Origin of the sequence: Algibacter sp. R77976, from assembly GCF_044594645.1 — a bacterium.
In the GTDB taxonomy this organism is placed as follows: domain Bacteria; phylum Bacteroidota; class Bacteroidia; order Flavobacteriales; family Flavobacteriaceae; genus Algibacter_B.
In genome coordinates this window covers 185,001-197,242 of sequence record NZ_CP138989.1, presented here as the reverse complement: position 1 = coordinate 197,242, position 12,242 = coordinate 185,001, and the positions used below count along the sequence as shown (strand labels likewise).

The following is a 12,242-nucleotide window of genomic DNA, read 5'->3' as shown; positions in this document are numbered from 1 at the left end:
AATCAAACATGAGTATTTGGAGAGTTATACTGTCTATTATTTGCCCACCTTTAGCTGTTTTAGATAAAGGCTGTGGCTCTATTATTATTGTCTTCTTATTATGGCTTTGTGGCTGGGTTCCTGGCGTTATAGCAGCATTAGTTATAATTAATAATCCTAAAAGTTAATATCCAATCGTAGTTTTTAGTCGCAGCCCAGAAACTTAATCAAGTATCTTAAATTATACTTTTTTACGCCTTTTTTCTTTGAAGCTTTGCGTCTTTGCACGATAAAAAATGTAATTTTGTGGTTAATGAATAAAACTATTGAACTTCAAGATTTAGGCAATAAAGACTATAAACAAACTTGGGAATACCAAGAGCAATTGTTTAAAAGTATTGTTGATACTAAAATTAAAAATAGGAGACAAGAGGCTGGATTAAAAACCAATAACTATTTTCTATTTGTAGAGCATCCACATGTTTATACTTTAGGTAAAAGTGGCGATATGTCTAACCTATTGGTAGACGAAGCACAATTAAAAGCCAAAAACGCAAGTTTTTATAAAGTAAACCGCGGTGGTGATATTACCTATCATGGACCCGGACAAATTGTAGGATATCCTATTTTAGATTTAGATAATTTTTTTACCGATATTCATAAATATTTACGTTTCCTAGAAGAAATGATTATTCTAACACTTGCAGAATACGGTTTAAAAGCCGAGCGTAGTCCTGGAGAAACAGGAGTTTGGTTAGATGTAGGTACGCCATTTGCACGTAAAATATGCGCTATGGGTGTTCGTGCCAGCCGTTGGGTAACCATGCATGGCTTTGCACTAAATGTAAATGCCGATTTAGGTTATTTCGATTTAATGATTCCTTGTGGTATTCGTGGAAAAGCAGTAACCTCTTTAAATGTTGAGCTTGGAAAAAAAGAAGTAGATGAAGCCGAGGTTAAGGAGAAATTACTAAAGCACTTTTCTGATCTTTTTGAGGCGAAGTTTAGTTAGGTTTGCTAAAGTTGTTGGATATGGTTTGTTGCGTGTTTTAAGCACTAAAGTTAGCAAATAAATCACATATAGAAAGTCCGCAAGGACTTTCGTAAGTAGGCTAGAACTACCAATTAATTTTATACTTTGTTGGGCACTGGTTTTTTATTTTTCCAGATTCTTAATTCTAGCAACTTGACTTTTATTTGATATACTATTCAATTTGGTAGAATTATTTTTATTTAAAAGGTATATTTTTTTACTTATAAAATCTAAAACGACTCTTTCATATTCCCATAAAATCGGATTTCCAATAACATTACTTTCATTATTATCAAATGCAGGTATGTCTTTAAATATAAGATTTGAGATACTTAAGTTGACAAAAATTTTCCTTTCTATATTTTTATAATTTGTATTTGAGTATAAAGTGTTTGAATTCGCATACTTTTTTATTTGATAAATATAATCTTTTGGAAGTTTTATACTATCCTTAAGAGTAAGTATAGCGTTACTTCCCGAATCAAACATTGCTTTCTTTTTATCTCCATTTACTTTAATTTCAATTTTCCAACGATTATTATATTCTATTAAAGGAATTGTTGTTGCTTGAGATATATTTTCATTAAATTTTGAGTCAGTTAAATGTATTGTGTTATTTTTTAGATTTAAATCCCAAACAAAAGAGTTCATCAGATTACACCCTAAAATACCTGCTATAAAATCTTTTGAAAGTAAGTTCTTTCCGTTAGTAGTATCAGTATTTAAAGAAACGTTTTTTACTTTTTCAAAATTCAAACCTCCAATAGACAGATTGTTTAATTCTTTTATTTCTTCGATTTTAGTGTTTCCATTGGCATCAATAATTTTTTGAACTCCAATAGTTTCAGAATTATTATATTGATTTTTTATTAATGGTATTTCTGCTCCAGTATCAAATAGTAAATACTTCTCTTCATTATTTATTTTAGCTTTAATAAAAATCAAGTTGTCTTTAATATGAAAAGGAATTGTAGTATTATGTACTTTAGAATTCCAATTTATAGAATAGCCTTTTGAATATTTATTAATTGAATAATTTGAATATAAATTCAAACTTAAAAATAGACAGCTAAAAATTAAGGATGTAATAAAATATACTTTGTGTCTTTTAAAAAGAAAAACAAAAATAAAACTTATCAATGCTCCGATAGTTAATAAATTATTAGAAAAATCAAATTTTGATATTTTGAATATCATCGAAACGATTATTGAAATAATTGGAACCGTTACTATTCCTAAAGTAAATTGAATTATTTTTTTTATCATTATTGTTTTTAAGGGTAGAGCGATAACTTGTGCCCAACTTTAATGATATGACGTCGTTTTAATAACTTATATCAATTGTTAGCGAAATTTGATTTGATTTTTCACAAAGTCAAATAGCCTTAATACTTCTCAGGAACAAAAGTTTGATAATCAATTGGCGGTCGCACATAAGCTTTATAATCTGGTAATTCTGGTAATTCAATTGGTTTTAAGTCCATATGTTCATAAGGTATTTTGCTTAATACATGGCTAATACAGTTTAAACGTGCTTTTTTCTTGTTATCTGCATTTACCACAAACCAGGGCACTTGTTTGGTGTCGGTATGCGCAAACATATTGTCTTTAGCTTTAGAGTATTCTAACCATCTTGCTCGCGATTCTAAATCCATTGGGCTAAATTTCCAGCGTTTTAATGGGTTGTTAATACGGTTTTTAAATCGTTTTTCTTGTTCCTCATCACTTACCGAAAACCAGTATTTTAAGACAATGGTTCCAGAGCGTACTAGCATACGTTCAAATTCTGGGCAAGATCTTAAAAATTCATCATATTCATCTTCAGTACAAAAACCCATGACTTTTTCTACGCCAGCTCTATTATACCAGCTTCTATCAAAAAGTACAATCTCTCCTGCAGCAGGCAAATACTGTGTATACCTTTGAAAATACCATTGTGTTTTTTCTCTTTCAGTAGGTACGCCCAAAGCAACAACTTTACAAACTCGTGGGTTTAAGGGTTCGGTAAAACGTTTAATAGTGCCTCCTTTTCCTGAAGCATCTCTGCCTTCAAAAATGATTACTACTTTTAATCCTTGCTTTTTTACCCATTCTTGAAGATGTACTAACTCTGTATGTAATGTTTTAAGTTCTTCGTCGTAGTTAAATTTTTCTTCTTTAGCCATGCTTATGTTTTTGGATAAACACAAGTTACTAAAAAACACAAAAAGACTAAGTAATACTTAGTCTTTTTGTGTTTAAATAATTTAATTTATAAAGATTCTTATTTAACCTTCCTCATTGAAAAATACTTTATAGTAATGCATTTTCTTGTCATCATCATAACCGCGTTCTAAATATTCGGCCGAGGCATCTGGCGCATCAATATCTAGTTTTATTTGTATGTTGGTGTCTAGTTTTATATCTGTTTTAATCTTGCGTTTTTCTTTGGTAACAACGGCTTCGGCAACATCAAACTGATTTCTTAACACCAGGTTTTGTTCGCCTTCATATTCTTTTTTATAGTTTTCAAATTCTCTTATATGCTTCTCTTCTTCAAACAATTCTTCTTTAAAGCGCTCTACATTTACAATTTCATTTTCTTTAAAAAAGTCGATGGTTTGTGCTAAAAATGTGTTTTGTTCTTTGGCACCATAATTAGGTTTTAAAACTTCGGTTGAGAATTCTTTACACAGTTCTATATATTGTTGCGTGTGGTTATTAGCATCATCGGCATATTTGATATTCAGAAAATGATTTATCCAATATTGCGCATCATAACTATTGTTATCTACACTTAAAATAATATTGCCTTCGGTATCACTTTGATTCAGAATTAAGCAGCCTTTATCTACTTTTCTAGAATTAATACCTTTTTGTACAAGTACATCGTAACTGTTGTTTTCTAAATAGGTTTGAAAGAAATTAACTTTGCTTTCAATTTTAAAAATACCAATAGCATCAGTAGTCATATCTCTAAATTCTATACCTTCAAATTTAACTACTAAAACATCGCCGGTTTTTATTTGAGCAGAACTTGATTGCTCATATAAATGCGTTACGATGTGTTTTGATACTTCAACAAAAGCGTCTTCGTCGTTAAATAGTTGTGTGCAGTAACTATTAATTTCATTTAAAGAAATACTAGCATGATGGTTAAAGCGGTAACTTTGTACTTGACTACCAAAAGGTCTTAATAAAAAGGGTAGCATTAAGTCGTAACTTGGTTCGTCAAAATCGACTATCTTTTCTGAAAAAGCATTTTTAGTGTCGTTAAACTTATTACCAACTTTATGGATTATAAATTTTGAAATGGCTGCGTTTTTTCTTGAAATCATGTATCGTGTATTATAAATGCAATACTATAAAATTAAGCTGAATTTGATATAAAAAAAGAGCGCCAAAACATTAAATTTTGACGCTCAAGATTCGAGGACTTGCTTTTGGTGGTTAAAAACCGGTATTAGTTATATTTATTTTGAAAAACGTGTAAGCTCTGAGTATCCCATAAGTTTACCGTTTTTATTGTACGACTCATTTCTTACTACGCCAACGCCTTCTGCAATCCACTCTTTAAACTTGAATGACATTTTTAATCCCATTTTCATTTCGCTGTCATAGCTTAAAGCAAAACAATCAAAAGTTCCTGCTGGTGTGGTAATCGATTCTTTTTTGTCTACCTTTCTGTTTAGCATATCAACACTCATATTCATATTCATGCCACCCATATTTATAGCCATATTCATGTTAGCATCTTTTAAAGACTGACCTACTTGTAAATCATTAGGAAGTTCAATATTTGTTCCTGTAATATCCATTTCCATATCTTTATATTGCTTAAACATGTCTGGATTCATTAAAGACTTGAAATCAATTGAAACACTATTACCCTCACAAGTTATTTTATAATCACTTGTTGTTATCTCTTTGTCTTTAGCGTCTAAAATTATTAATTTAATAGATGCGACATTATCTGTAACATCTATAATTTCATAGTTAACAGCACCTTCTTTTTTTCCTTTTTTAGTGTAGTTGGTAATTTCAAACTTGGTACCTTCTTCAAATGGGTAAAAAGCTTTACAAGCATTCTGACCAATAGAAGAAAAGCTAATAAAAACAATGCTGATTAAAATTAATATTTTTGTTCTCATAATACTAGTATTTTAAAGTTTGGAGCCATCATCATTACTTGTTGGGGTTTTATCAGAATTTTCATCTTCCTTATCACGTTCTCGTTGTCCCAATAAAAGTTCTTTTGAAATTTTAATACTATATTTTAACGCTTTCTTTGCTTTATTCATCTGTAGGGTAGCTTTTGCCTGCTTTAAAACGCTAAGTCCATCTAAGTCGTCTAAGATATCTACGGCACTATCACTTAAAACGTCTAAGTTATTAAGAGTATCTTCCAATACATCAATATCTTCATCTTCTAGTGGTGTGCCAGATGCAGCGTAGCCATCATATTTATATACTTTATCATAAACATCGAAAGATTCATGCACAAAAGTATCTACGCTAGAAATCCCAACGTTGCTTTTAGGGCGTTTTAGTTGTTTAGTCTGCGACTCAATGTTAGGTGTAATAAATACAAAAGCCATCCATAAGAATAGGATGTTTATCGTATTTCTCGGTAATTTCATTTGTAATTATTTGATTAATAGCAGGCTAAAGATAAAGATTAGTTTTTTACCGACAAAAGGCTATTGTTAAACATATTAACAAGTTATCAATAATATAACTTTAGCTAATTTATTTGATACAAAATAATAGCGTTGGATGCGCCCTTAGTTACAAATTCTAAGCTTTTATCTTTATCAATATTATCAAGCGCTATTTCAGAATTTCCGTAAACTGGGAAGTTAGGTAGTAGTTTTGATTGACTATCAAATAAATAAACTTTATGAGATTGTAAGTCTGTAGTAGAAACATAAATTTTATTGTTAATGTAGAAAAGTTTCGGATTAGAATAATCGCCAAAATCTAGTTCTGTAGTTTTGTTTTTTATAGTGAGTTTATTTTCATTTTGCGCAACAAAAGTCTTGCTAGTGGTTTCAATGGTATGATTTTCAGAAAGATTTAAATTTTTTGAAGCAACATTTCCTCTTGGGTCTATAGAAATTAAATCTCCAGATGCAGAAGTTGTTGTAAACGTATTGTTGTATAAGAAAACAGGTTGGTTGGAATAAGAGTAAGATTGTTTAGGTTTAACTCTAGTTTTTCCTAACCTGTCTAAAATGTATAGTTTGTTTTTAGTTTTTAATGTGATGTAATCTTTACTACCAATTCTAAAATGTTTAGGCTGAGAAATAATGTTGTTGTCTGCCGATTTAAATGTAAATCCTTTGACTGTTTTTCCTTTAACATCGTACATTAAAACGTTTTTGCCTTGAGTGACTAAGAGACGGTATTTTTTACGTTTATCATAATCAAAAACTGCAAGTGGCTGTGTGATCTTATCATTAAAATTCAATGTAAAAGGTTTAACATCGTTACCATTTCTATCTAAAACATAAACTTTATTTGGTGTTGCAAATGCTAATTGTAATCGTCCGTTTTTGTAAATATCAATTTGCTCAATATCTCCTAGAACAGGCCCTTGTAATTGCTTCTTCCATAGAATTTTTCCTTTGTTTGAGATTAAATATAGATTGTTGTTAATATCCTGGACTATAATTTCTTTCTGTTTAGTAATATGATTTTTAACAAATTGAGGTGCGTTTAAAATGGGGTTTTCTAGTTTAATATTTAATTCTTCTGATACTGAATTTAAAGATGCTCTAGTTTTATTCTTTTTGATAATACCGTTAACATGAGCAAAGTTATTGTCGTAAATAAATTGGATAGCCGAGGTATTGTAGTTTTTTAGGTTATAGTTATTCCCTTCTGCTGTAATATTTTTATTGATAATGGTTTTTAATGTTGAAGCGTTTGTAATTTGTAATAACGATGATGCATCACTTAATTTTTTCTTCACATCTTCATAGTATGATGTTTGCCCTAAGGTTGTTTTGTTTTGGAAGTTGGCAATAATATTCTGGAGCATTTCAAAATTGTCTGAAAACACAAAAAAGTCACCCAATACACAATAAAGGTTAGCATTGTTATCACTTATTAGCGGTGTAAATAACTTAGCAAACAAAACAGGTTGGCTAAAATTATAGATGTTAATTTCTCTATAAGTGTCTACAACAGTTTGTTCGCTTAAAATCGCATCTTTAGTTGCAATTACATCTATTGAGTTTAAAATAATGGCGCGCTTTTCAGCTTCGTATATAACTCCAACTTCTTTAATATCATTAAAAAGAGATGTGTTATTTGTAATAGAATCTTTCTTGTTGAATTTTAATAAGTTGGTTTTTAAAAATTCAAAGTCATCAAAAGTAAAACTCATAAAACCATCACTATTAGAAGGTGTGATGTTTTGAATTTGATTAATTTGAGGTTTAGTGTTTTTAAAAATATTGATAAGATTTTTACTCGAATCACTAGCTTTTGTAATACCATTAAAAAGCGTTTCATTTTGATTTAATTCAACATCAATAGCTAAATATTCAGTTAGTATATTAAGCGAAAGTGAATCTTCAATAAAAAAAGATGTTTTAACGTTAGGGTTGGTTTTTGAAATGACTGAAAATGTTTTGTTATTACTTGATGTTTTGTAAATTTTTTCAAGTTCAAAATCTTTATTTATATCATTAAAAGCATCTTCAATTAGAGCTCTAGATGATGAAGCAAAAAATGTGCTGTCAATTATAGAGCTATATAATATGTTTTCGCCAATTGTAGATTTTATAATGGATTTATTCTTAAAATTAAATGCTTCTTCTTTGTAATTAGGGAGTGAGTCTGTAATAAACAGATCCTTATTAAGCTTAGTAATAATGGAGTATTGAAGACTGTCGTTTTCATCTTCTGTAAAACAAATTAATAAATCTCCTGAAGGATTTAAGTTGGTTAAAGGATCAATTTTTTTTGCTAAATTTTTATAAGAGGTTGTTTTTGATAGGTGTTGCAAAAAATCACTATTACTAATACTGTTATTAAAACTTTCAAGATTAGACGTTTTAATAATAAGATTCGCGTTTTTAGGAATAAAATCTAAAAGGTTAGAGCGTTTTGTTGTAGATTTTGAACAACCAAAAGCAAGAATAAGTAGGAGGGAAATACAAAATAATCTCATGTATTGAATTAATTTTTACAAATATAAAAACTTAAAGATTTTTATCTATAAGTCTATCTTTAATTGTTCTGGTAATAACCTAAACGATTTTCTGTGGTATTTTGTTATACCGTATTTTTTTATAGCAGCTCTGTGTTCTTTAGTTGGGTAGCCTTTATTTTGTTTCCAATTATACATCGGGAATTCTTCATGAATACGCTCCATATATAAATCGCGGTGCGTTTTTGCTAAAATTGAAGCCGCGGCAATACTTAAATACTTTCCGTCACCTTTAATTATAGTTTCAGATGGTATATTCTTATAAGGTTTAAATTTATTACCATCAACAATTATAAATTCAGGGGTTTTAAGTAATTTATCTATGGATAAATGCATAGCTAAAATAGACGCATTTAAAATATTAATAGTGTCTATTTTTTCTTGAAATACATGAGCAACTCCAAAGCATAAAGCTTGTTGTTCTATAATAGGCTTTAAAAGCATGCGTTTCTTTTCACTTAATTGTTTGGAGTCGTTTAGAATTAAATTCTCAAAATTTTCAGGCAAAATAACTGCCGCCGCAGTTACTGGTCCGGCTAAACAACCGCGGCCAGCTTCATCTGTACCGCACTCTAATTTGTTATTTGAATGGTTTAATAAAAGCATAAACAAAATAATAACAAATATAGTATGCTTTAGGCTATTAATAAAGGATTTATATGAGTTCGCAAATAGAAGCCGTTAGTTATGAGTTCAGGGAGTTTTTTATTAACTTCTTAAGCATGTAATATTTAATTAAGTCGTTAAATTTTATAGAATAAACCCTATGTTTTCTTTATTTGAAATATTTGCTAGCACTTTACGTTCAAATAAGTACTTTTGCGATAGAAAAATAATTAACAAAAAGAAAAGCTTAAATTTCCCAATTTCCTGTAACTCTAATATGAAAGTATTATTTAAAATTAAAAATAAGAATAAGGCACTTAAAGGTTATTTATTCTTCTGTCTTTTTCTAATTGTTACAAGTATTTCTGCTCAGATTGATTCTAGTCCAGAACGTTTAGAAGATAAAACAGAGCTTTTAGAAGCCCAAGATACATTAAGTATACAATCAAAAGGCTCTAAAAAATCAACAAGCATAGAAAATATTAAAAATACAAAAGCTAAAATTGAAGATTATTTAATCATTTCGCATACAAGAGATACCACATATTTAGATACCACATTAACCATACAAAAAGAGTATAAGTTTAACTATTTACGTAAAGATAATTTTGGTTTTATACCGTTTTCTAACCTTGGGCAAACCTATAATAGCTTAACGTATAATTTTGAAAATACAACTTCAATGCCTTTGTTTGGTGCAAGAGCAAGACATTTTAATTACATGGAGATTGAAGACATTAATTATTTCCATGTCCCAACACCTTTAACCGAATTGGTTTTTAAAACAGCCTTTGAGCAAGGGCAACTAGCCGATTCGTTTTTTACGGTAAATACATCAGAGCAATTTAACTTTTCAATTGCATACAAGGGGCTTAGGTCACTAGGTAAATATCAAAATATTTTAACCAGCACAGGTAACTTTAGGTTTACATCAAATTATGTGTCGAAAAACAAACGTTATCAAGCAAGAGGGCATATTGTTACTCAAGATTTATTAAACCAAGAAAATGGAGGGTTGCAAGACGATAGTGTTATCGATTTCGAATCTGGTGATGAAGATTTTATAGATCGATCCATTCTAGAAGTTAATTTCGAAAATGCCGAAAATATATTAAAAGGCAAGCGTTTTCATTTAGATCATGGTTATAATATCTTTAATAAAGTGGTAGAAAAATACCTTCCGCAAACGCTAAACGACTCAACATCAAAAAGCAGATTAGATGTAAGACATATTATATCATTTGAAGATAAGTACTATCAATACGATCAAACAAGTGCAAACACCACGTATTTTGGAGATGCTTTTAATAGCAGCGGCCTTAAAGACAAAGCTACTTTAGAGAATTTTTATAACGAAGTACAAGTCGATTATTATAATAATGTACTTGGTAACATTCAGCTAAACGTTAACAATACCAATTATAACTACGGATATAATAAACTAGTGGTATTAAACGGAAACACTATAGTTAATAGATTAAAAGGAGATGTTTTTGCAGTAGGTGGGAAATATAGCAAACGTTACAAAGGTTTTCTGCTATTCGGGGAATTAGGAGCAAACATATCTGGAGATTTCGATGGTAACTATTTTAAAGCAAATGCTGTTTTTAACTTAAACGACGATATTGCGGCATCAGCTTCCATAAATCATAGTTCAAAAGTACCAAATTATAATACCCTATTATATCAAAGTGATTATATAAATTACAACTGGCAAAATAGTTTTAACAATATAGAAACGCAACAAATTGGGTTTAAGTTAAAATATAAAAAGTTAGCTAATATAACGGTCGATTATTCTACCATAGATAATCATGTATATTTTAAAGAAGATGAAATCACAGAGCAAATAGCACCTTTTCAAAATAGTAAAACTATAACCTATTTAAGAGCAAAGCTAGAAAGCGAAATTAAGTTCGGGAAATTTGCATTAAATAACACCATATTATACCAAAACGTAGATGATGAAAATAACATCTTAAACGTTCCAGAAATTAATTCAAGAAACACGATATACTTTTCAAGTAATTTATTCAAAAAAGCGCTGTTTTTGCAAACAGGAATCACCCTAAATTATTTCACCAAGTATTATATGGATGCTTACAATCCATTATTAGCAGAATTCTATGTGCAAAACGAAAGAGAATTTGGAGATTTTCCACGCTTAGACTTTTTTCTAAACGCAAAAATACGCCAAACAAGAATCTATTTAAAAGCAGAACATTTCAATGCAGCATTCACAGGCTATAACTATTATTCTGCACCAAACAATCCATATCGCGATTTTTCAGTACGTTTCGGGGTAGTTTGGAATTTCTTTTTATAAATTTTAATTCGGGCGTTTCCCTGCGGGTCGGGCTATCCGTTTCAAGTCCTCGCACCTCCTATGGTCGGGCTGTGGGCTATCCACTACTATCCCTAACGCGGGCAATTTAGCTATTTTTAGTTTTCTTCAATTAATTTATCCTAATATTAAAGTCATAGATTTATATATTCTATACCTATATATTAGTACAGTAAATCTTCATATAAAGTAAGCAGCGCAAAAAAAGGTGTATATAATTTAAATTTTGGAATAATTTTCCAAAAAACTTTCAGATGTAAAACACAGAAAACAAGCCTATTAAAAGCGGTGTAAAAAAAACATTAAAAAAACATTAAAAAAAGTATTGTAGAACTAAAAAAGGATAGTAAGTTTGCAGCCGCTAAAAAACGGTATTAGTTTTATGGCGAACGTTCATAAAAAGGTTGATTAATTTTAGATAAAAGGGTTAAAAAAAACTTTTTAAAAAAATATTAAAAAACACTTGTGAGAGTTAAAAAAGGTTGTAGATTTGCAGCCGCTAAAAACGGTAAATATCGCAGATAGCAAAACGCTCATAAAAAGGTTTAATGTTTGGTTTGGAAAGTTCAAAAAACTTTTTAAAAATAAATTAAAAAACTATTGTGAGAGTTAAAAAAGGGTTTTATATTTGCACCCGCTTAACAAGGAAACAAGTTAAGAAGACAAAGAAACAAGTTCATAAACATATTGAATTGACAGCGTAAAAATTAATTTGGAAACGAATTAATTTAACAAAGAGAATAGACCATTTTGAGTACTAGAGATTCTGATTAGTTGTTAAAAGTTGTTGCATTTTATTTATAAGATAGTAACACACAAAAATTAACGATGAAGAGTTTGATCCTGGCTCAGGATGAACGCTAGCGGCAGGCCTAACACATGCAAGTCGAGGGGTAACATGGAGTGCTTGCATTCTGATGACGACCGGCGCACGGGTGCGTAACGCGTATAGAATCTACCTTTTGCTGAGGAATAGCCCAGAGAAATTTGGATTAATGCCTCATAGTATGCAGCCTTCTCATGAAGATTGTATTAAAGGTTACGGCAAAAGATGACTATGCGTCCTATTAGCTAGATGGTAA

10 protein-coding genes and 1 rRNA gene (1 of these 11 only partly in view) are annotated in these 12,242 nt (G+C 30.0%); 4 read left to right on the top strand and 7 right to left on the bottom strand.

What is annotated here, in order from left to right:
- The first annotated feature begins 8 nt into the window (after positions 1 to 8).
- Both SJY43_RS00855 and lipB read left to right on the top strand, forming a co-directional pair.
- Positions 9 to 167, top strand: a complete 159-nt coding sequence (locus SJY43_RS00855; RefSeq protein ID WP_396601959.1) for a YqaE/Pmp3 family membrane protein — start codon at positions 9 to 11, stop codon at positions 165 to 167.
- A 125-nt stretch (positions 168 to 292) separates the two neighbouring features.
- Positions 293 to 991, top strand: coding sequence for a lipoyl(octanoyl) transferase LipB (gene lipB, locus SJY43_RS00850; RefSeq protein ID WP_396601958.1), 699 nt, complete (start codon positions 293 to 295; stop codon positions 989 to 991).
- A gap of 144 nt (positions 992 to 1,135) precedes the next feature.
- Here lipB and SJY43_RS00845 read toward each other — a convergent pair whose 3' ends face one another.
- From SJY43_RS00845 to SJY43_RS00815, 7 genes are all read right to left on the bottom strand, one after another.
- Complete coding sequence (locus SJY43_RS00845) at positions 1,136 to 2,065, bottom strand: hypothetical protein (protein WP_396601957.1); 930 nt, start codon at positions 2,063 to 2,065, stop codon at positions 1,136 to 1,138.
- A gap of 332 nt (positions 2,066 to 2,397) precedes the next feature.
- Positions 2,398 to 3,177, bottom strand: a complete 780-nt coding sequence (ppk2, locus tag SJY43_RS00840; protein WP_396601956.1) for a polyphosphate kinase 2 — start codon at positions 3,175 to 3,177, stop codon at positions 2,398 to 2,400.
- A 102-nt stretch (positions 3,178 to 3,279) separates the two neighbouring features.
- Positions 3,280 to 4,329: a nucleoid-associated protein gene (locus tag SJY43_RS00835; protein WP_396601955.1), complete on the bottom strand. Its 1,050-nt coding sequence runs from the start codon at positions 4,327 to 4,329 to the stop codon at positions 3,280 to 3,282.
- 135 nt (positions 4,330 to 4,464) lie between these two features.
- On the bottom strand, positions 4,465 to 5,142 hold the full coding sequence (locus SJY43_RS00830) for a hypothetical protein (protein ID WP_396601954.1): 678 nt from the start codon (positions 5,140 to 5,142) through the stop codon (positions 4,465 to 4,467).
- 12 nt (positions 5,143 to 5,154) lie between these two features.
- A complete protein-coding gene (locus SJY43_RS00825) occupies positions 5,155 to 5,631 on the bottom strand; it encodes a hypothetical protein (protein ID WP_396601953.1) in 477 nt (158 codons plus the stop codon).
- A 104-nt stretch (positions 5,632 to 5,735) separates the two neighbouring features.
- On the bottom strand, positions 5,736 to 8,171 hold the full coding sequence (locus SJY43_RS00820) for a ribonuclease HII (protein ID WP_396601952.1): 2,436 nt from the start codon (positions 8,169 to 8,171) through the stop codon (positions 5,736 to 5,738).
- A 45-nt stretch (positions 8,172 to 8,216) separates the two neighbouring features.
- Entirely contained in the window at positions 8,217 to 8,816 is a 600-nt protein-coding gene (locus tag SJY43_RS00815; protein WP_396601951.1) for a ribonuclease HII, read from the bottom strand.
- 277 nt (positions 8,817 to 9,093) lie between these two features.
- On the opposite strand from SJY43_RS00815, the gene SJY43_RS00810 reads away from it, so the two are divergent.
- Positions 9,094 to 11,142, top strand: a complete 2,049-nt coding sequence (locus tag SJY43_RS00810) for a putative porin (RefSeq protein WP_396601950.1) — start codon at positions 9,094 to 9,096, stop codon at positions 11,140 to 11,142.
- A gap of 843 nt (positions 11,143 to 11,985) precedes the next feature.
- A 16S ribosomal RNA gene (locus SJY43_RS00805) occupies positions 11,986 to 12,242 on the top strand (it continues 1,263 nt past the right edge of the window).

What these genes read in the sequence shown, in the direction of transcription:
- SJY43_RS00855 (WP_396601959.1), top strand. Translation starts at nt 9, where the DNA reads ATGAGTATTTGGAGAGTTATACTGTCTATTATTTGCCCACCTTTAGCT.
- lipB (WP_396601958.1), top strand. Translation starts at nt 293, where the DNA reads ATGAATAAAACTATTGAACTTCAAGATTTAGGCAATAAAGACTATAAA.
- ppk2 (WP_396601956.1), bottom strand. Translation starts at nt 3,177, where the DNA reads ATGGCTAAAGAAGAAAAATTTAACTACGACGAAGAACTTAAAACATTA.
- SJY43_RS00835 (WP_396601955.1), bottom strand. Translation starts at nt 4,329, where the DNA reads ATGATTTCAAGAAAAAACGCAGCCATTTCAAAATTTATAATCCATAAA.
- SJY43_RS00830 (WP_396601954.1), bottom strand. Translation starts at nt 5,142, where the DNA reads ATGAGAACAAAAATATTAATTTTAATCAGCATTGTTTTTATTAGCTTT.
- SJY43_RS00825 (WP_396601953.1), bottom strand. Translation starts at nt 5,631, where the DNA reads ATGAAATTACCGAGAAATACGATAAACATCCTATTCTTATGGATGGCT.
- SJY43_RS00820 (WP_396601952.1), bottom strand. Translation starts at nt 8,171, where the DNA reads ATGAGATTATTTTGTATTTCCCTCCTACTTATTCTTGCTTTTGGTTGT.
- SJY43_RS00815 (WP_396601951.1), bottom strand. Translation starts at nt 8,816, where the DNA reads ATGCTTTTATTAAACCATTCAAATAACAAATTAGAGTGCGGTACAGAT.
- SJY43_RS00810 (WP_396601950.1), top strand. Translation starts at nt 9,094, where the DNA reads ATGAAAGTATTATTTAAAATTAAAAATAAGAATAAGGCACTTAAAGGT.